The following is a 20,309-nucleotide window of genomic DNA, read 5'->3' as shown; positions in this document are numbered from 1 at the left end:
CTCAAGCAGTGGCGCGGCCTGGCCACGCGAACCGACAAGCTCGCGATCGCCTACCAGGCCGCACTCCACCTCGCGGGCATCCTCATCTGGACCCGCCCCTGACCAAAGAGACAGAACCTAGGCGCCGGACACCCATAGACCCCGCCCATGACAAAGGGCCGGACACCCGCAGGTGTCCGGCCCCTCAAGCCGCTACGCGGCGGCCGTCACTTCTTGCGACGCCCCCGGCCCCGCGCCTGCTTGCGCCGCTCCGCACGCGTCAGGCCGTCGGCCTCCGAGCGCACCGGCTCGCCGTCCTCGGTGAAGTCGCCCTCGATGGTGCCGCCCTCGCCGTCGACCGTCGGCGCGGAGAAGTGGAGGTTGCGCCGCTGCGGGACGTCGAGCCCCTTGGCGCGGATCTCCGGGCGGGAACCCGCCTGCGCCGGCACCGCGTCGTGCTTCTCCAGGTCGGCCACCGGCTTGGTGTCCTCGACCGGGACCTCCTCGACCTGCTGCTCGACCTGGACCTCCAGGTTGAACAGGTAGCCGACGGACTCCTCCTTGATGCCCTCCATCATGGCGGTGAACATGTCGAAGCCCTCGCGCTGGTACTCGACCAGCGGGTCCTTCTGCGCCATGGCGCGCAGGCCGATGCCCTCCTGGAGGTAGTCCATCTCGTAGAGGTGCTCGCGCCACTTGCGGTCCAGGACCGACAGCACGACCCGGCGCTCCAGCTCACGCATGATCTCGGAGCCGAGCTGCGCCTCACGCGCCGCGTACTGGTCGTGGATGTCGTCCTTGATGGAGTCGCCGATGAACTCGGCGGTCAGCCCGGCGCGGTCGCCGGCCGCCTCCTCCAGCTCCTCGACGGTGACGTTGCACGGGTAGAGCTGCTTGAAGGCGCCCCACAGCCGGTCGAGGTCCCAGTCCTCCGGGAAGCCCTCGGCGGTCTCGGCCTGGACGTAGGCGTCGATGGTGTCGTCCATGAAGTGCTGCACCTGCTCGTGCAGGTCCTCGCCCTCCAGGACGCGGCGGCGCTCGCCGTAGATGACCTCACGCTGGCGGTTGAGGACCTCGTCGTACTTGAGGACGTTCTTCCGCGTCTCGAAGTTCTGCTGCTCGACCTGCGACTGGGCGGAGGCGATCGCGCGGGTGACCATCTTGTTCTCGATCGGCACGTCGTCCGGGACGTTCGCCATCGACATCACGCGCTCGACCATCTGGGCCTTGAACAGGCGCATCAGGTCATCACCGAGGGAGAGGTAGAAGCGGGACTCGCCCGGGTCGCCCTGACGGCCGGAACGGCCGCGCAACTGGTTGTCGATGCGCCGCGACTCGTGCCGCTCGGTGCCCAGCACGTAGAGCCCGCCGAGCTTCTCGACCTCGTCCTTCTCGTTCTTGACGGCCTTCTCGGCCCGCTGGAGCGCCTCGGGCAGGGCGTGCGCCCACTCCTCGATGTGCTCCTCCGGGTCGAGGCCGCGCTGGCGCAGCTCCGCCTCGGCGAGGTCCTCGGGGTTGCCGCCGAGCTTGATGTCCGTACCACGGCCGGCCATGTTGGTCGCCACGGTGACGGCGCCCTTGCGGCCGGCCTGGGCGACGATCGTCGCCTCCCGGTCGTGCTGCTTGGCGTTCAGCACCTCGTGCTGGATGCCGCGCTTGCTGAGCTGCTGCGAGAGGTACTCGGACTTCTCGACGGAGGTGGTGCCGACGAGAATCGGCTGCCCCTTGCGGTGCTTCTCCTCGATGTCGTCGACGACCGCCTCGAACTTGGCGACCTCGGTCCGGTAGATCAGGTCCGACTGGTCCTTGCGGACCATCGGCCGGTTGGTCGGGATCGGCACCACGCCGAGCTTGTAGATCTGGTGGAACTCCGCGGCCTCGGTCATGGCCGTACCGGTCATGCCGCACAGACCGGGCTGTTCCTTGCCGTTGTGGTCGTGGCGCTTGTAGAGGCGGAAGAAGTTCTGCAGCGTGATCGTGGCGAGCGTCTGGTTCTCGTCCTTGATCGGCACCGCTTCCTTCGCCTCGATGGCCTGGTGCATGCCCTCGTTGTAGCGGCGGCCCGCGAGGATACGTCCGGTGTGCTCGTCGACGATCATGACCTCGTCGTCGATGATGACGTAGTCCTTGTCCTTCTTGAAGAGCTCCTTGGCCTTGATGGCGTTGTTCAGGTAGCCCACCAGCGGCGTGTTCACCGACTCGTAGAGGTTGTCGATGCCCAGCCAGTCCTCGACCTTGGCGACACCGGACTCGTGGATGGCGACCGTGCGCTTCTTCTCGTCGACGTCGTAGTCGCCGGTCTCCTCGATGCCCTTGAGCGGCTGGCCGGCCTCACCGCGCTTGAGACGCTTCACCAGCTTGGCGAAGTCGCCGTACCACTTGGTGGCCTGGTCGGCGGGCCCGGAGATGATCAGCGGCGTACGGGCCTCGTCGATGAGGATGGAGTCGACCTCGTCGACGATGGCGAAATTGTGGCCGCGCTGGACGAGCTCGTCCTGGGACCACGCCATGTTGTCGCGCAGGTAGTCGAAGCCGAACTCGTTGTTCGTGCCGTAGGTGATGTCGCAGGCGTACTGCTCGCGGCGCTGAGCCGGCGTCATGTTGGCGAGGATGCAGCCGACCTCAAGGCCCAGGAACCGGTGGACTCGGCCCATCATCTCGGAGTCGCGCTCGGCCAGGTAGTCGTTGACCGTGATGATGTGGACGCCCTTGCCGGACAGCGCGTTCAGGTACGCGGGCAGCGTACCGACGAGGGTCTTGCCCTCACCGGTCTTCATCTCGGCCACGTAGCCCATGTGCAGGGCCGCGCCGCCCATCATCTGCACGTCGTAGTGACGCTGGCCTAGGACGCGCTTGGCGGCCTCGCGGACGGTGGCGAACGCCTCGGGCAGCAGGTCGTCCAGGGTCTCGCCGTCGGCGTAGCGCTGCTTGTACTCATCGGTGAGAGCGCGCAGCTCGGCGTCGGAGAGGTCGACGAAGTCCTCTTCGATGGAGTTGACCTGGTCCGCGATGCGGTGCAGCTTGCGCAGGATCTTGCCTTCGCCTGCACGCATGAGCTTCGAGAGGACGGACACGGGGGTTGGTCTCCTTGCCGGTCGGGCCTGGGACGGTCGGTTACCACTTGACTTACTGAGCAACGGCCATCGTATGCGAGGACCCCACCGCGCCGGGAGGGCCTGCCGTGACGGCGACCGTCCGCTGCTTCAATTCTGATTCACGTCTGCTTCAAAGGGGACAACGTGCGGCACCCCCGGATGGTGCCGCACCTCCCCACCGAATTACGCAAAGCGTGATCACTCGCTTACGGAGGGCAAACAGATAGCGCTGTGGCCCGCCGCCGAGCAGAATCGGCCGATGGACCCCGTCACCCTCACCACGGACCGCCTCCTGCTGCGCACGGTGGGCTCGCAGGACACCGACGCGGTGTACGACGCCTGCCAGGACCCCGACATCCAGCGCTGGACCACGATCCCCTCGCCCTACCTGCGCGAGCACGCCCGGAGCTTCACGGAACAACTCGTCCCGGACGGCTGGGCGGACGGTTCCATGTTCACCTTCGGCGTCTTCCCGCACTCCGGAGAGCTGGCGGGCATGATCGGCATCACGATGCGCGCCCTGGGCATGGGCGAGATCGGCTTCTGGGCCGCGAAGCAGCACCGCGCCAACGGTTACGTCACCGAGGCCGCCCTCGCCGCCTGCCGCTGGTCCTTCACCCACGCCGCGCTCGACCGCGTCGAATGGCGGGCGACCGTGGGCAACCGGGCTTCCCGCGCGGTGGCGGAACGAGCGGGCTTCATGATCGAGGGCACGCTGCGCTCCGCCACGAACAACAAGGGAGTACGCCACGACACCTGGGTGGGCTCCCTGCTCCCCTCGGACCTGGGCCTCCCGTCGACGGCCCCGTACCTGCCGGCGCGCTGACCGTCTCGGCCCATCGGGGGCAGACCTGCAGGTCACACCCCATTGTCAGTCCCACCCCCTACTCTGCGGCCATGACCACCCCGCCCCCCATCGCAGACCTCTCCGCCGACGAGGCCCGCAGAATCGCGCTCCGCGCTCAGGGCTTCCTCGGCGCGCCCGACCGTCGCTCCGGCGTCCGCGGCATCCTCCGCCACCTGGGCGCGATACAGCTCGACACCATCTCGGTCCTGGCCCGCTCCCATGAACTCGTCCCGTACGCCCGCCTGGGCGCGGTGGGCCGCAAGACGGTGGAGGACGCCTACTGGCGGGACACGCACTCCTTCGAGTACTGGTCGCACGCCGCGTGCATCCTGCCCATCGAGGAGTGGCCCCACTTCGCCTTCCGCCGCCGCGCCTACCGCAACCGCCCGCACTGGAACCACGACCTCCCGGACGGTGCCTACGACCAGGTCATCAAGCAGCTCCGCTCCGAAGGCCCCCTCACGGCGACGGAGCTGGGCGGCGCGAAGAAGACGAACGACTGGTGGGACTGGTCCGGCTCCAAGGTCGCCGTCGAACGCGCCCTGATGTACGGCGAGGTGGTCTGCGTGGAGCGCCGCGGCTGGAAGCGCCTCTACGACCTCGCCGAGCGCGCCGTTCCGCAGGAGCTGCTGCACGACGAGCTGGACGACACCGAGTGCCTGCGCCGCCTGGTGGGCCTGGCGGGCCGCTCCCTGGGGGTCGGTACGCGCGCGGACATCGCCGACTACCACCGCCTCAAGGGCGAGCAGGTCGACGCGGTGATTGCCGATTCGGGCCTGGTCCCGGTCGTGGTCGAGGGCTGGGGCAAGCCCGCCTGGGCCGATCCCGCGGCCTTGGAGACGCCCCCGCGCGGCCGCCACCGCACCACGCTCCTGTCGCCCTTCGACTCCCTGATCTGGGAGCGGGCGCGCACGGAGCGGATCTTCGGCTTCACACACCGCCTGGAGGCCTACGTCCCCAAACAGAAGCGTGTGTACGGCTACTTCGCGATGCCGGTGCTGGCCGGCGGGCGTCTCGTCGGGCGCGTGGACCCGGCCCGCGAGGGCCGCACACTGGTGGCCAAGCAGGTCACGCTGGACGGCCCCAAGGCGGTCCCGGCCGTCGCCCAGGCCCTGGCGGAGGCGGCGACCTGGGTGGACTGCACGGACGTCCGCGTGGAACGGGTCGACACGCCCGGCCTGCGCGAGCCCCTGGCGAAGGAACTCGCCCGTGCTCTCGGCTGAGACCGGGCCCTAGCGGATCTCGAGGATCTTCTCCCGCATCGCGTACACCACCGCTTCCATCCTGGAGTGCAGTTGCAGCTTCTCCAGGATGTTGCGGACGTGGTTCTTCACGGTGTTCTCGGAGATGAACAACTCCTTGGCGATGTCGCGGTTGTTCATACCCGTGGCGACGAGCTTGAGGACTTCGAGTTCACGGTCGGTCAGACGCGGTGCGGGCACCAGCCGCCGTTCGTCCGTGCGCTGGATCATCGACTTGAACTCGGTGAGGAGTTTCGACGCCATGGACGGGCTGATCTGCGACTGCCCGTCGGCCACCGCGCGAATGGCGGTGGCCACTTCGTCCGTGGAGATCTCCTTGAGGAGATAGCCGGTCGCGCCCGCCTTGATGGCGTCGTAGAGATCGGCTTCCTCGTCGCTGATCGTCAGCATGATGATCTTTGCGCTGGGTGCCACCTCCTTGATGGAGGTGCACGCCTCGATCCCGCCCCGCTTGGGCATCCGCACGTCCATCAGGACGATGTCGGGCAGCAGGTCGGCGGCCTTCTCCACGGCCTCGGCGCCGTCGCCCGCCTCCCCGACGACCTGGATGTCCTCCTCGGCGGCGAGCACGATCTCCAGGCCACGGCGGAACAAGGCGTGGTCGTCCACCACAAGGACTCTGATCGGTTCCTTGCGGGGAGTCCCCGAGTCCGGGCCCATGCCGACGACGCCGCCGTCGGCATCCTCGTCACGCATCGGTCCGAAGCTGTCCGCCATCGTTCCTCCCCCTGAAGGCTGTGGCCTTGAGTCCTGAGCCATCGCCAACCCAGAGCAACGACCCACCGGTTGGGCCGTGGTCACCATGATTTCATGCCTGGACGGCACCGGGGTGCCGGAGCGGGGCGCGAAGTGGTCGCACGGAGGTGCCCCTGGGGGCGCACACGCGCTCCAGGGGCACCTGTTCCGCTGTCACCCGGCATGGTCAGCCGCCGAGCGCACCGCCCGCGTCGGGAGAGTGCGACTGTGTGACCATCGTGTCCGTGCTGAGGTGGATCACGCCGTAGTCGTAGGCGTGCCGTCGGTAGACGACACTCGGTTCCTTGGTCTCGGAGTCGACGAACAGATAGAAGTCGTGCCCGACCAGCTCCATCTCGTAGAGAGCCTGGTCGAGGGTCATGGGTGCTGCGACGTGCGTCTTCTCACGGACGACGATGGGACCGTCACCCTGCACTTCCAGCGAGCCGATCTTCTTCGTGGGTACAGCCTCGGGCTCCTCCTCGGAGGCCGGCACCAAGCCGTTTCCGTTGAGCGTCGCCACGCCCGGAACGTGGTCGGCGACCTCGGCGGCCGGGATCCGGCGCGCACCACGGCGCGAGTACCGCTTGTCGTGCTGCCTGCGCAGCCGGGCTTCCAGCTTTTCCGCCGCCAGGTCGAGCGCCGCGTACGGATCGCTCGCCGCTGCCTCCGCCCGGATCACCGGGCCGCGGGAGCGGAGGGTGATCTCCACTCGGTCACAGCGGTCGGCCTGCCGGGGGTTGGGCTCCTTGGACACCTCGACGTCGAGGCTGATCACCTTGCCATCGAGCTTCTGGATCTTCTCCAGCTTCAGCTTCTCGGCCACGTGCTTCCGGAACCGCTCGGGCACCTCGGTCTTGCGGCCCTTGACGACGATGTCCACGCAGAACTCCGTTCCCGGATCACTCCGCTTCGATGCGGAGCGTCTCCCTTTTGCACCAGGCTCCGGTGAGTCCCGGAACCTCGGACTCGCGGTGACTTCCACCTCCTCCCCCGAGAGCGAGATCTCCACTCCACCGCCACGAGTGATGAAAAAACCCGCAGTACGGCATTCGGATTGAAGAGGTGTGGCCTGCGGCTTTCCCTCTCAACCGAACATATCTCGCCCGGCCGGATGTCGTCACCCTCTACTGCGGCGTACCTCCGTTCAGGTGAAAAGGCCCTCTCGTTACCTGCAACGACACAAGATCTCAGTCAGTTCCGGTTTATTTCGAAAGAGTCCGGTGAGGCCGCGACGACTGCCGCGCACGCCACGTCAACGACTCCGTCGGCGTCGACCACGCCCGCATTCACCCGCCGGGCGGGCCGCCGGCCCGTCCTCTCCCGCCTTGATCCGACGTTCTGTTCCTCTCTGCTTTCCCAGGTCTCTCCCCCGTACACGGCCGAAGTTCCTGCATCGTTCCAAATCGGCCCCGTCGCCCCGGGCGGCGTCCCCGGCCCGAGGAAGGCCGCCCGCACGGCGCGCGCGGCCTCCGCCAGGGACGCCCCCGTGGTCATCACGTCGTCGACGAGGACGACCCGCCCTTCCCGGAGCAGCCGGGCACCTCCCGGTATCACCGCCAGCGCGCCCGCGAGATTGGCCAGCCGCTGCCGGGAGTTGAGCCCCGACTGGTCGGCCACGGCCCGTCGCTGCCGCAGCACACCGGCCACCCGGGCCAAAAGCCCCCTCCGCCGCAACTCACCCGCCGCCGCGAGCGCGATCCGCCGGGCCGGATCATGCCCCCGGGCCCGCACGGCCCGCCTCCCGGACGGGACCGGCACGAGCAGCACGGGATTCCCGCCGCCCCGGGGCCGCGCCACCCCGGCCCCCGCCGAAACCGGGACGCCCCGGAGCCCCGCGTGCACGGCTCCCGCCAGCGCCACCCCGAGCGGCCCCGCGAGCGCCAGGGCACCCCGCTCCTTGTGGGCCAGCAGCGTCGCCCGGACCTCGTCCGCATACGGCGCAGCCGTGTACACCCACGGCAGCCCGGGCGGCTCCGGCACCGGCCGCACCCGATGCACCGCTCCTCCGCTCAGCACCGCACGGCACCGCGCGCACAGCACCGTACGAGGCACCCCACAGCCCCCGCACTCGCCCGGCAGCACCAGGTCGGTGAGGTCCTGCCACCACCCCCGCATGGCCACCACTGTGCCGACACGGGCCGGACCCCGCCACCCCTGTGGACAACTGCCTGTGGACGACCAACCGCTCCGCCACCTGCGAGTCCCCCACACAGGTGACATCCTCAGGGATCACAAGCGAAACCGGGCACGAGCGGTGCCATCAGGCGGTGCCATCAGGGGGCGCCGGCAGACCGGGACGAGAGGCGCCTGCAGAAGTCACTTCACGACACGCAGACAGCCGCCCCCGACGAGACCGACCTCGTCAGCAGCGGCCGCCCACGCCCGCACACCCCGGCCGCCCCTGCCGCGGGGCGACCACGCCTCACCCCGGATAGACCGGCGCCGTCCCCTCCGTCACCTTCTGCCACTGCTCACCGGACGGCAGGCGGACGATGCCGTCCACCGAGTACGCCACCAGCGGCAGCTGGTCGTCCTCGGCGGCGGTGACCTCCTTGACCCCGGTCAGAGCCGCGGGGGCCGGCACGTCCGGCGTGGAGCCGTCGACCTGGACGTACCGCATCTGCTCCACCCCGCCGTGCTCGCGCCCGACCACCACGAGCCGGCTGTCCCCGGCCCACGACATGGTGGTGACCTCCTCCAACTCCGGCGTGGCGGAGCGCAGTTCGGCCACGCTGACGGACGGCTTCGCACCCGGCCTCTCGTCGCGCTCGATCAGCCCCACGAGCAGGGTCTTCTTGCCGCCCTTCTCCACGACCAGCGCGATCCGCACCCCGTCGGCGGCCACCCGCACGGACTGGATCCGTCCGCCCAGGGGCGGCATGCGCACCTCCACCGGGTCGCCCTTGCCCTCCTGGAAGAGGACCAGCCGGGGATGGTCGGGGTCGCGGTCGGCCACCCACAAGCCGTCGTCCGCGTCCCAGCTGGGGGCCGTCAGCCGGTCCTTCTCGGCACGGCCCTGGCTGCGCAGCACCGGCTCGCCCAGCGAACCGCCCGAAACCAGCGATCCGACATACAGCGACTTGCCGTCGAGACTGACCCCGGCCGCGGTGTGTTCGTCACGCGAGACCGCCACCGATCGCAGCGCCGTCTCACCCTCGCCGAGCGCTCCGGGCGCCGGGTCCGGCTGGGTGCCGCTGTTGCCCGCGGGGATCCGTACGAGCCGGTGCTCGCCGTCCACGAAGTACAGGTAGTCGGGGTGCCGCGCCGAGCTCCTGGTCGCAGCCGCGTCGGCCTCGCCCTGTGTGAGCGAGCACAGTTCCGACCCGCCGGCCCGCAATCCCACCTCGTCCACGGCCGGGCTGAGATTGCGCAAGGTGAACAGGACCTGGGCGGCCATCTCCCGGCACCGGTTCGCTCCGATGCCCGCGGCCTTGTCGTTGAGCGGGACCGTCAGCCTGTTCCGGTCGTCCGGCGTCAGCACACCGGCGTCCTTCGCCAGGGCCGTACCGGTCGGGAAGCTCGACCTGACCACCGGCCCGAGCCACCGCGTGGGCCCCTTGAGCAGGGAGCTCACCATCTGTGTCATGGGCTCCACGCGCCGGCGCACGTAGACGGGGTCGGCGACCGCCGTGGGCTGCGCGTTCGACCCGGTCGCGGAGGTGTTCGAAGCGAAGTAGTACTTACTCACGGACATGTAGTTGCGCTGGAAGTCCGACTCCCCCATGACGACACCCTGCGGCAACGCGTCGATCCGCCACTGCCGCTTGGCGTCCTGAGTCAGGTGCACGCTCCTGCCGTACGCCCCGGTGGCCGGTGCGTACGCCTGCTGCGCGTCGACGGTGGCGACCTTGGTGCCGGTCAGCATGTACGAGATCTCGCCGGTGGCCTCCCCGCCGCCCCCCGCCTCGGGCTTGGCGCCCGGGCCGTCGGTCAGCACCGTGGCGGACACCTCGGGCCGCCAGGTCTTCGCGGCCTGGCCGGTCAGGTACTGACGAGCGGTCTTGTAATGCGGATCATCGCTGGTGAGCGCCTCCAGGAAGCCCTGCACGATCTCCGAGGGCGGCGCGTCCTCCCCTGGCGGCACGGCGAACACCCGCACCTGCGTCTCCTGGCGCGGGGTGGACTCCACGCCCCGCAGATCCCCGCTGTCCGGCATCGAGGCGCACCCCGCCAGCACCAGGACGCCACCGGCGGCGTACGCCATCACGCGCGCGGGCCTGCGCCGGCCGCGCCCCTCGCGGTCAGCGCCCACGAGATGCCTCCCCTTGCCTGTCCACGTCCCCCCGCTCGGCCTCCGGGCCACCAGGGCCCGCGGAGCCGTCGTCCTCGTCGCGCGGCCCGTTCGGCGCCGCGTCCCCTCCTGTCCGGCGGCCGGCACCCTCGTCGCGCCCGGTCCGGTCGACGGCACCCTCGTCGCGCCCGGTCCGGCCGGCGGCACCCGGGTCGCGCCCGGTCCCCTCCCGGCCGCTCGGGACCTCACCGGGGCCGGACTGCTTCGCCTCCGCCGCTTCGTCCTGAGGCCGAGTGCGCGAGGCGGGCCTGGGCACCACGCGCGAACCATTGCCGGGCAGCGCCGTCGGGTCCGCCGTCGGCGCGACACGCGGAGGTATCGGGTCCCGCTTCGACCCCTGCGGCACCGGTCCGCTCACCGGCTGCGCCGGTACGGTCGCCCGCTTCTCGCCGTCCCCGCCGCACGGCAGTCCGGCGTCGTCGAGACCCCGGTTCCGCCGGGAGTCCTTGGGCTCCAGCGGTATCGGGGAGCCCCGCAGCGGCTCGTCGGCGGTCCTGGGCAGCGTCAGCCGGAACTGCGAGCCGCCACCCGGCTCGCCCCAAGCCTGCAGCCAGCCGCCGTGCAGCCGCGCGTCCTCCAGGGCGATGGACAGCCCCAGACCCGTACCACCCGTCGTACGGGCGCGTGCCGGGTCGGCCCGCCAGAAGCGGCTGAACACCCGGGTCGCCTCGCCCGGCTTGAGCCCGACCCCGTAGTCCCGTACCGCCACGGCGACCGCGCCTCCCGCCGCGGCGAGCTTGACGACGACGTCCCTGCCCTCGCCGTGCTCGACGGCGTTGACGACGAGGTTGCGCAGCACCCGCTCCACGCGCCGGGCATCGGCCTCGGCGACGACGGGCTGCTGGTCCCCGCGGATCCGGATCCGGGTGCCCTTGCGCTCAGCGAGCGGCTCGGCCCCGCTGACCACCCGCCGCACGACGTCCCTGAGGTCTATCGGCTCCGCCTCCAGCGCCGCCGCGCCCGCGTCGAACCGGCTGATCTCCAGCAGGTCCGCGAGCAGCGACTCGAACCGGTCCAGCTGGTCGGCGAGCAGCTCCGCCGACCGCGCGGTGATCGGGTCGAAGTCCTCCCGTGCCTCGTGGATGACGTCCGCGGCCATCCGTACGGTCGTCAGCGGCGTACGCAGCTCGTGCGACACGTCCGACACGAACCGGCGCTGCATCCGCGACAGGTCCTCCAGCTGGCTGATCTTCAGCTGGAGGTTCTGCGCCATCTTGTTGAAGGCCTCACCGAGCCGTGCGATGTCGTCCTCGCCGGTGACCTTCATACGTTCCTGGAGCCGCCCCGCCGACAGCCGCTCGGCGATCCCGGCCGCCATCCGCACCGGCGTGACGACCTGCCGCACGACGAGCCACGCGATGGCCCCGAGCAGGACGACGACGAACAGCCCCGCCGTCGCCAGCGTGCCCTTGACCAGGCTCAGCGACTTCTCCTCCTGGGTCAGCGGGAAGAGGTAGTACAGCTGGTACGGGTCGCCGTTGGGGTCGTTGACCTGCTTGCCGATGACAAGGCCCGGCTGGGACTCCTGGGTCTCGTTGTTGTAGACGATGCGCGTGTAGCTCTGCGCGGCCGTCGTATTGCTGCCGATCCGCTCACGCAGGTCGGCGGGCACGCTCTTGCTCCAGTTCACCTCGCCCGAGGCACGCGGTCCGCGCCCGCCGGTGCCGTCCGCGTCGGAGGCAGGGAGCGTGACCACGTCGAAGGCGCCCTGGCCACCGCTGGACAGGGACGAGACGAGGTCGCTCATCCACTGGATGACGTTCTGCGCGGGCCGGCCGTCCGCCGTGGCGACATCGTCGCCCGTGCCGCTCGCCGCTTCGTCGGCCCGCTGCTTGGCCACCGCGAACCCGCCCGTGGCCTGGCTCTGGGACGCCTTCACCTTGGCGTCCAGCAGACCGTTGCGCACCTGCCCGATGACGACGAAGCCCAGCAGCAGCACCACGCCCAGCGACATCAGCAGGGTCGTGACGACGACCTTGAGCTGGATGTTGCGCCGCCACAGCCGCATGACGGGCAGCAGCGGCCGGCGCACCCACCGCATGAACAGGCGGATGACCGGGCTGCCCTGCATTCCGCCCTGGAGCAGCAACCCGCTCTCCAGGAACCGCCCCCAGCGGGAGCCGGACCTCTTCCGCCCGACAGGCCGCTCCGGGCGGGCCCCGGACCGGCCGGGCGCCGAAGCGGCACTGTCGCCGGACATGTCAGCTCGGCCCTGCCTTGTACCCGACGCCACGGACGGTCACCACGATCTCCGGCTTCTCCGGGTCCTTCTCGACCTTGGAGCGCAGCCGCTGCACATGGACGTTGACCAGCCGCGTGTCCGCCGCGTGCCGGTAGCCCCAGACCTGCTCGAGCAGCACCTCGCGCGTGAACACCTGCCACGGCTTGCGCGCGAGCGCGACCAGCAGGTCGAACTCCAGCGGCGTCAGCGCGATCGACTGCCCGTCCCGCTTCACGGAGTGCCCCGCCACGTCGATGACCAGGTCACCGATGGCGAGCTGCTCCGGAGCGGGCTCCTCCGACCTCCTGAGCCGTGCCCGGATCCGGGCCACCAGCTCCTTCGGCTTGAACGGCTTCACGATGTAGTCGTCGGCACCCGATTCCAGGCCCACGACCACGTCGACGGTGTCGCTCTTCGCCGTCAGCATCACGATCGGCACACCCGACTCCGCCCTGATCAGACGGCACACCTCGATGCCGTCCCGGCCGGGCAGCATCAGATCGAGCAACACCAGATCGGGCTTGGCCTCACGGAACGCGGCCAGCGCCTTGTCACCGTCGGCCACGAACGACGGCTCGAAACCCTCACCACGCAGCACAATGCCGAGCATCTCGGCCAGTGCGGTGTCGTCGTCGACGACAAGGACTCGTCCCTTCATAAACGACATCATCCCATTCTCATAACAGTGGCGAAGGCAGTGGTGAGGTAGGTCACCGGCCAGTGACCATAGTCGCAGCAAGCGCTACTGTCTGCCCTCGCCCGCCCGCAGATGATCTCCGGCAGGGCCGAGAGGCGAGGGCGGCCGGAGCCCGCCCCCACCCCGCACCCCGCGCAGCGAGCCCCGCTCAGCCCGCCGCCACCCGGCGCGACCGCGCACACATCTCCGCGAGTGCCTCAGCCGTCACCGGCGAAACGGCACCCTCCTCCGTGACGATCGCCGTCACCAGCTCGGCCGGAGTCACGTCGAAGGCCGGGTTGTACGCCTGCGTCCCCAGCGGCGCCACCGGAATCCCACCGCCCGCCTCCGCACCGACCACCGGCACCTGCGGCGCCGTCACCTCGGTCACCTCGTGCCCGGGACGCTGCTCCACCTCGACTGACGCCCCGTCCGCCGTGTCCAGATCCACCGTCGTCACCGGCGCCACCACGATGAACGGCACATGGTGGTACCGCGCCAGCACCGCCAGCGGATAGCTCCCGACCTTGTTCGCCACCGAACCGTCCGCCGTGATGCGGTCCGCTCCGATCAGCACCGCGTCCACCTCCCCCGCGGCGAACAGCGACCCCGCCGCGTTGTCGGTGAGCAGCGTGTACGCCATCCCGCTGCGAGCCGCCTCGTACGCCGTCAGGCGAGCGCCCTGCAGCAGCGGGCGCGTCTCGTCCACCCACAGCCGCCGCAGCCGCCCCGTCCGGTGCGCCGCCAGCGCCACCGCGAACGCCGTCCCCTCCCCACCCGACACCAGAGAACCGGTGTTGCAGTGGGTGAGGATCCGGTGCCCGCCACCGGGCAGCAGCTCGTCGAGCAGCGCCACCCCGTGCTCGGCCATCCGGCCACTGGCCTCGGCGTCCTCCCGGTGCAGCTGCCGCGCCGCGGCCAGCGCCGCCGCGGCCGCCTGCCGGACGTCCCCGCCCCTGGCGAGCGCCGCCTCGTGCGCCGACTGGGCCCGACGCACGCCCACCGCCAGGTTCACAGCCGTCGGCCGGGCACCCGCCAGCGCGGCCGCCGCCTCGTCGACGTCGAAGCCCCGCACGGCGGCGAGCGCGACACCGTACGCCCCCGCGATGCCGAGCAGCGGCGCCCCCCGCACCGCCAGCGAGCGGATCGCCTCCACAAGCGCGGACGCATCCGTACAGACCAGTTCGACCTCCTCGGCCGGCAGCCTCGTCTGGTCCAGCAGGACCAGAACGGGGCCTTCCGGTGGCTCTTCCCAGCGGATCGCCGGGATCTCGGTCGGCCGCTTGTCATCGCCGCTGTGCGCGTACTGATCAGCCATGCCGTCAGTCTGCCCCCTATCGAGCGGACAATTGAAGGTACGCAGCCCATACCGCGGCCGGTCACTCCAAGACCACCCCATGGCACGATGGCTGCCAACCTGCCACCGCGACCGCGGACGGGCACCGTGAAGGAGCGACGATGAACGACACTCCGGGCTGGGCCTCGCCCGGATCCGCCCCGTCCGACGGCCGGAAGCCGGACCAGTCCGGCCCTGCCGAGCCCACCGACCGCCCCGGCCCCGCGGACCAGCCGGACCAGCCGGCTCAGCCCGGCCAGGCCCCGCAGGCCCCTGGCCCGCAGTGGTCCAAGGACCAGCCGCCACCGGCCCAGTGGTCCGCCCCCAGCGGCCCGGCCGCCCCCGGCCAGACTCCCCCGCCCCCGCCTCCCGGCCCGGGCTGGGGCAACCAGCCCCCCGGCGGCTACGGCCCCGCAGGACACGGCGGATACGGCACGCCAGGACCTCACGGCGGCTGGGGAAGCGGCTGGGGCGGCCCCCCGCCCGCCGCCAAGCCCGGCGTCATCCCGCTCCGCCCGCTCGGCGTGGGCGAGATCCTCGACGGCGCGGTCTCCACCATGCGCACCTACTGGCGCACGGTCCTGGGCATCTCGCTCACCGTCGCCGTCCTCACCGAGGTCATCGTCGTCCTGTTCCAGGGCCTGATCCTGGACGACACCAGCACCGACGCCCTCAACGACCCCAGCGCCAGCCTCACCGAGCTGAGCCGCGCCATGGGCGACGCCATGCTCAACTCCACCGTCGTCTTCGTGATCTCCCTGGTCGGCACCGTCATCGCGACCGCCCTGCTCACCACCGTCACCAGCCGCGCCGTACTCGGCAAGTCGGTGACCATCGGCGAGGCCTGGCGCGACGCCCGCCCCCAGATCCTCAAACTGTTCGGCCTCATCTGCGTGTTGCTGCTCATCACCGTCGGCGTCGTCACCGTGGGAGCCCTGCCCGGCCTCCTCGTGACCATCGCCGGCAGCAGCGGCCCGGGCGTCGCGCTCACCGTCCTCGGCATCATCGGCGCCGGCATCGTCGCCCTGTGGCTGGCCATCCGCTTCTCCCTGGCCTCTCCCGCCCTCATGCTGGAGAAGCAGGGCATCAAGAAGGCCATGAGCCGCTCCGCGAAGCTCGTCCAGGGCACCTGGTGGCGGATCTTCGGCATCCAGCTGCTCGCCACGCTCATCGCGAACGTCGTCGCGTCGATCATCGTCATCCCCTTCACCCTCCTCGCCGCGGCCCTCAGCGGCGACGGCCTCACCGGCTGGCTCAACACCGGCGTCGGCAGCCTGGGCTGGACGTTCCTCATCGTCAGCGGCATCGGTTCGGTGATCGGCTCCATGATCACTTTCCCGATCACGGCGGGCGTCACCGTGCTCCTCTACATCGACCAGCGCATCCGCCGTGAGGCCCTCGACCTCGAACTGGCCCGCGCCGCCGGTGTCCAGGGCTACGGCTCCACCGCCCCCGGCGCCACCCCGGGGAGCTGATGCGGTGAGCCGGGCGGGGGAACTTCTCACAACGGCGCTGCCACGCGCCGGCATACGAACGCTGCTGAGCGCCGGTGACACCTCGCTGCTGTCACCGGCCCGCTCCGCGGACGAGCCGCCCCTCACCGTTCCGCGCGACCCGGCGCGCGAAGCGGCCCGGCGCGAGCTGTCCAAGCGGATGTACCACGAGAACGACCCCAGCCTCTTCCAGCGCGTCCTCGACGCCTTCTGGGACTGGCTCGGCAAACTCCTCAACGCCGCCTCGGACGCCACCCCCGGCGGCACACTCGGCCTGCTCGTCGTCGTCCTGGCCGTCGTCGCGGTCCTGGCCGCCCTGTGGTGGCGCCTGGGCACCCCACGCCGCCAACCCAGCTCATCCGCAGCCCTGTTCGACGACCGCCCCCGCAGCGCCGCCGACCACCGCGCCGCCGCCGAGGCACACGCCGCCCAGGGCCACTGGAGCCACGCCGTCCAGGAACGCATGCGGGCCCTCGTCCGCGCCCTCGAGGAACGCGCCCTCCTCGACGTCCGCCCCGGCCGCACCGCCGACGAGGCAGCAGCCGAAGCCGGCCGGGCCCTGCCCGCCCACACCGACCGACTGCGCACCGCCGCCCGCGACTTCGACGACGTCACATACGGCGGCCGCTCGGCGACCGAGCAGTCGTACCACCGCATCGCCGAACTCGACCGCGACCTGGAACACACCAAGCCCCAGCTCGCGACGAGCAGCGCCGCCACGGCCCCCCACACCCGCCAGGGAGCCGCCGAATGACCACCGAGGCCACCCTCACGTCCACCTCGGCCTCGCCCACCGCCCGCCAGGTGTGGACCCGCGCGCGCGGCATCGCCCTCGCCCTCGCGGTGCTCCTCGCCGGAGCGATCGCCGTCGCCGTCATCCGCTCCGACGCCCGCCACGGCGAACTCGACCCGCGCTCCGCCGACCCCTACGGCAGCCGCGCCGTCGCCGAACTCCTCGCCGACCGGGGCGTGGACACCCGTGTGGTCACCACCCTCGACGAAGCAGCCGCCGCGGCCGGCCCGGACACCACCCTTCTGGTCGCCGTCCCCGACCTGCTGACCCCCAGTCAACAGACCCGGCTGCGCAACGCGTTCGCCGAATCCCACGGCCGCACGGTCCTGGTCGCCTCCGGCAGCGCCTCCATCGAACGGCTCGCCCCCGGGGTCACCGCCGACCCCGCCACCAGCCTCGACTCGACGCTCGCCCCCGACTGCGCCCTGCCCGCCGCCCGGCGCGCCGGCACCGCCGACACGGGCGGCGTCCGCTACTCCACCACCCACCTCGGCGCCGACGCGTGCTACCCCAGCGAACGCCTGGCCACCCTGCTGCGCATCCCGGACCAGCGCGGGGACGGCGACACCATCGCCCTCGGCGCGCCCGACATCCTCCTCAACGACCGCCTCGACGAGCACGGCAACGCCTCGCTCGCCCTGCAACTCCTCGGCTCCCGCCCCCATCTGGTCTGGTACCTCCCCTCACTCTCCGACACGTCGGCCACCGGCCCCGACGACGAACGCAGCTTCTTCGACCTGCTCCCCTCGGGCTGGCTTTGGGGCACCCTGCAGCTCTTCATCGCCGCAGCCCTGGCCGCCCTCTGGCGGGCACGCCGACTCGGCCCCCTCGTGCCCGAAAAACTCCCCGTCGCGATCCGCGCCTCCGAAACCGCCGAAGGCCGCGCCCGCCTCTACCGCAAGACCGACGCCCGCGACCGCGCGGCCAACGCTCTTCGCGCCACCACCCGCACCCGCCTCGCCCCCCTCGTAGGCGTCCCCGTCACCCAGGCGCACGCGCCCGAGGCCCTGCTCCCCGCCCTGTCCGCCCACCTCCACGGCGACGGCCAGGACCTGCACGCCCTCCTCTTCGGACCACCGCCCAGCGACGACGCAGCACTCATCGCACTCGCCGACCGACTCGACGCCCTCGAAAGAGAGGTACGCCGTCCATGATGGACCCGACCACTGACAACGCCGGGAACGCCGGGGACCCGGGCACCGCCCGAGACGCCCTGGAGGCCCTGCGCGCCGAGATCGCCAAGGCCGTGGTCGGCCAGGACCCCGCCGTCACCGGCCTCGTCGTCGCCCTGCTCTGCCGCGGCCACGTCCTCCTCGAAGGCGTCCCCGGCGTCGCCAAGACCCTTCTGGTCCGCGCCCTCGCCTCCGCCCTCGACGTCGACACCAAGCGCGTCCAGTTCACCCCCGACCTGATGCCCAGCGACGTCACCGGCTCCCTGGTCTACGACACCCGCAGCGCCGAGTTCTCCTTCCAGCCCGGCCCGGTCTTCACCAACCTCCTCCTCGCCGACGAGATCAACCGCACGCCCCCCAAGACCCAGTCGTCCCTCCTGGAAGCCATGGAGGAGCGCCAGGTCACGGTCGACGGCACCCCCCGCCTGCTCCCCGACCCGTTCCTGGTCGCCGCGACCCAGAACCCGGTCGAGTACGAGGGCACCTACCCCCTCCCGGAAGCCCAGCTGGACCGCTTCCTCCTCAAACTCACCATCCCCCTCCCCTCCCGCCAGGACGAGATCGACGTCCTCACCCGCCACGCCGAGGGCTTCAACCCCCGCGACCTCCACGCCGCCGGCGTACGCCCCGTTGCGGGCCCCGCCGATCTGGAAGCGGCCCGGGCCGCGGTCGCCAAGACGACCGTCTCCCCCGAGATCACCGCCTACGTCGTCGACATCTGCCGTGCCAGCCGCGAGTCGCCGTCCCTCACCCTGGGCGTCTCCCCGCGAGGCGCCACGGCCCTCCTGGCCACCGCCCGCGCCTGGGCCTGGCTGACCGGCCGCGACTACGTCATCCCCGACGATGTGAAGGCACTCGCCCTCCCCACCCTCCGGCACCGCGTGCAACTGCGTCCCGAGGCGGAGATGGAAGGCGTGACGGCCGACTCCGTCATCAACGCGATCCTCGCCCACGTCCCCGTCCCCCGCTGATGGCGCTCACCGGACGCGCCGCCCTCCTCGCGGCCCTGGGCTCCCTCCCCGTCGGCATCTGGGAGCCCAGCTGGACGGGCATCCTGGCGGTCAACGCTCCCCTGGCCGTGGCCTGCGCCTGCGATTTCGCGCTGGCCGCCCCCGTACGCCGACTGGGCCTGACCCGCTCCGGCGACACCTCCGTACGCCTCGGCGACACGGCGGACGTGATCCTCACCGTCACCAACCCGTCCCGCCGTCCCCTCCGCGCCCGGCTCCGCGACGCCTGGCCCCCCAGCAGCTGGCAGCCCGGCACGGAGACAGCGGCCTCCCGCCACAGCCTCACGGTGCCCCCGGGCGAACGCCGCCGTGTGACCACCCGCCTCAGCCCCACCCGCCGAGGCGACCGTCGAACCGACCGCGTCACCATCCGCTCCTACGGCCCCCTCGGCCTCTTCGCCCGCCAGGGCACCCACAAGGCCCCTTGGACGGTACGCGTCCTGCCCCCGTTCACCAGCCGCAAGCACCTGCCCTCGAAGCTGGCCCGCCTCCGCGAACTGGACGGCCGCACCAGCGTCCTCACCCGCGGCGAGGGCACGGAGTTCGACAGCCTGCGCGAGTACGTCCCGGGCGACGACACCCGTTCCATCGACTGGCGCGCCACAGCCCGCCAGACCACGGTCGCCGTACGCACCTGGCGCCCCGAGCGCGACCGCCACATCCTGCTGGTCCTGGACACCGGCCGCACCTCGGCCGGCCGCGTGGGCGACGCACCCCGCCTCGACGCTTCCATGGACGCGGCCCTCCTCCTCGCGGCCCTCGCGTCCCGCGCCGGTGACCGCGTGGATCTCCTCGCCTACGACCGGAAAGTCCGCGCCCTGGTCCAGGGCCGCACCGCAGGCGATGTCCTTCCCGCTCTGGTCAACGCGATGGCCACACTCGAGCCGGAGCTCGTCGAGACGAATGCCCGGGGTCTGACGGCCACCGCCCTGCGCACGTCCCCTCGCCGCTCCCTGATCGTCCTGCTCACGACCTTGGACGCGGCCCCCATCGAAGAGGGCCTGCTCCCGGTTCTCTCACAGCTCACGCAGCGCCACACGGTCTTGCTGGCTTCTGTAGCGGACCCGCACATCGGTGACATGGCCAAGGCCCGCGGCAATGTGGACGCCGTCTACGAGGCAGCCGCAGCCGCCCAGGCCCAGTCGGAACGCCACCGCACCGCAGAGCAACTCCGCCGCCACGGCGTCATGGTCGTCGACGCCACACCGGACGACCTGGCGCCGGCGTTGGCGGACGCGTACTTGGCCCTGAAGGCAGCCGGACGCCTATGACAAACAGCGAGCCCCCGAAAGGGGGCCCTGAAACGCAGAAAACCCCCGCATCCGAAGATGCGGGGGTTTTCCCAAAAATTGTTCGGCGGCGTCCTACTCTCCCACAGGGTCCCCCCTGCAGTACC

General features: G+C 71.2%; 15 protein-coding genes and 1 pseudogene. 8 read left to right on the top strand and 8 right to left on the bottom strand.

The features are described from left to right. Window positions 1-102 (top strand): annotated as a pseudogene (locus ACFY5B_RS39200) (IS5/IS1182 family transposase); the annotation flags it as partial. Window positions 103-206: 104 nt separating this feature from the next. Here ACFY5B_RS39200 and secA read toward each other — a convergent pair. Then, window positions 207-3,053: a preprotein translocase subunit SecA gene (gene secA / locus ACFY5B_RS39195; RefSeq protein WP_389979967.1), complete on the bottom strand. Its 2,847-nt coding sequence runs from the start codon at window positions 3,051-3,053 to the stop codon at window positions 207-209. Between the two features lie 280 nt (window positions 3,054-3,333). Here secA and ACFY5B_RS39190 point away from each other — a divergent pair, with 280 nt between their 5' ends. Then, window positions 3,334-3,900, top strand: a complete 567-nt coding sequence (locus ACFY5B_RS39190) for a GNAT family N-acetyltransferase (protein ID WP_389979964.1) — start codon at window positions 3,334-3,336, stop codon at window positions 3,898-3,900. Between the two features lie 71 nt (window positions 3,901-3,971). Beyond that, window positions 3,972-5,144 carry a winged helix-turn-helix domain-containing protein gene (locus ACFY5B_RS39185; protein ID WP_389979961.1) on the top strand — a complete coding sequence of 391 codons (1,173 nt, stop codon included), beginning with the start codon at window positions 3,972-3,974 and terminating at the stop codon, window positions 5,142-5,144. A gap of 9 nt (window positions 5,145-5,153) precedes the next feature. Here ACFY5B_RS39185 and ACFY5B_RS39180 read toward each other — a convergent pair whose 3' ends face one another. From ACFY5B_RS39180 to mtnA, 7 genes are all read right to left on the bottom strand, one after another. Beyond that, a complete protein-coding gene (locus ACFY5B_RS39180) occupies window positions 5,154-5,900 on the bottom strand; it encodes a response regulator transcription factor (RefSeq protein ID WP_104788408.1) in 747 nt (248 codons plus the stop codon). Between the two features lie 205 nt (window positions 5,901-6,105). Further along, window positions 6,106-6,801 (bottom strand): ribosome hibernation-promoting factor, HPF/YfiA family, encoded by a 696-nt coding sequence (gene hpf / locus ACFY5B_RS39175; RefSeq protein WP_389979958.1) that lies wholly within the window; start codon window positions 6,799-6,801, stop codon window positions 6,106-6,108. 311 nt (window positions 6,802-7,112) lie between these two features. After that, window positions 7,113-8,036 (bottom strand): ComF family protein, encoded by a 924-nt coding sequence (locus ACFY5B_RS39170; RefSeq protein ID WP_389979955.1) that lies wholly within the window; start codon window positions 8,034-8,036, stop codon window positions 7,113-7,115. A gap of 307 nt (window positions 8,037-8,343) precedes the next feature. Further along, window positions 8,344-10,173, bottom strand: a complete 1,830-nt coding sequence (locus tag ACFY5B_RS39165) for an LpqB family beta-propeller domain-containing protein (RefSeq protein WP_389979952.1) — start codon at window positions 10,171-10,173, stop codon at window positions 8,344-8,346. Next, on the bottom strand, window positions 10,163-12,412 hold the full coding sequence (gene mtrB, locus ACFY5B_RS39160; RefSeq protein ID WP_389979949.1) for an MtrAB system histidine kinase MtrB: 2,250 nt from the start codon (window positions 12,410-12,412) through the stop codon (window positions 10,163-10,165). Before mtrB ends, ACFY5B_RS39165 begins: the two co-directional genes overlap by 11 nt. A gap of 1 nt (window position 12,413) precedes the next feature. Next, window positions 12,414-13,103, bottom strand: coding sequence for a two-component system response regulator MtrA (gene mtrA, locus ACFY5B_RS39155; protein WP_009188938.1), 690 nt, complete (start codon window positions 13,101-13,103; stop codon window positions 12,414-12,416). Window positions 13,104-13,278: 175 nt separating this feature from the next. Further along, a complete protein-coding gene (mtnA, locus tag ACFY5B_RS39150; protein ID WP_389979945.1) occupies window positions 13,279-14,427 on the bottom strand; it encodes an S-methyl-5-thioribose-1-phosphate isomerase in 1,149 nt (382 codons plus the stop codon). 140 nt (window positions 14,428-14,567) lie between these two features. On the opposite strand from mtnA, the gene ACFY5B_RS39145 reads away from it, so the two are divergent. The 5 genes from ACFY5B_RS39145 to ACFY5B_RS39125 are packed head-to-tail and all read left to right on the top strand — an operon-like array spanning window position 14,568 to window position 20,184. Beyond that, on the top strand, window positions 14,568-15,920 hold the full coding sequence (locus ACFY5B_RS39145; protein WP_389979942.1) for a glycerophosphoryl diester phosphodiesterase membrane domain-containing protein: 1,353 nt from the start codon (window positions 14,568-14,570) through the stop codon (window positions 15,918-15,920). 4 nt (window positions 15,921-15,924) lie between these two features. Beyond that, a complete protein-coding gene (locus ACFY5B_RS39140; RefSeq protein ID WP_389979939.1) occupies window positions 15,925-16,692 on the top strand; it encodes a DUF4129 domain-containing protein in 768 nt (255 codons plus the stop codon). Beyond that, complete coding sequence (locus ACFY5B_RS39135) at window positions 16,689-17,885, top strand: DUF4350 domain-containing protein (protein WP_389979936.1); 1,197 nt, start codon at window positions 16,689-16,691, stop codon at window positions 17,883-17,885. The genes ACFY5B_RS39140 and ACFY5B_RS39135 overlap by 4 nt, the downstream gene beginning before the upstream one ends. Next, window positions 17,885-18,874 carry an AAA family ATPase gene (locus tag ACFY5B_RS39130; RefSeq protein ID WP_389979970.1) on the top strand — a complete coding sequence of 330 codons (990 nt, stop codon included), beginning with the start codon at window positions 17,885-17,887 and terminating at the stop codon, window positions 18,872-18,874. The genes ACFY5B_RS39135 and ACFY5B_RS39130 overlap by 1 nt, the downstream gene beginning before the upstream one ends. Then, the gene (locus ACFY5B_RS39125) at window positions 18,874-20,184 is read left to right on the top strand and encodes a DUF58 domain-containing protein (RefSeq protein ID WP_389979933.1); all 1,311 of its coding nucleotides are present in this window, start codon (window positions 18,874-18,876) and stop codon (window positions 20,182-20,184) included. The genes ACFY5B_RS39130 and ACFY5B_RS39125 overlap by 1 nt, the downstream gene beginning before the upstream one ends. Window positions 20,185-20,309: the final 125 nt, after the last annotated feature.

It is taken from the genome of Streptomyces sp. NPDC013187, from assembly GCF_042899705.1.
In the GTDB taxonomy this organism is placed as follows: domain Bacteria; phylum Actinomycetota; class Actinomycetes; order Streptomycetales; family Streptomycetaceae; genus Streptomyces; species Streptomyces hawaiiensis_A.
Note: the sequence above shows the minus strand (reverse complement) of the source record. Positions and strands in the feature narration are given on the sequence as shown.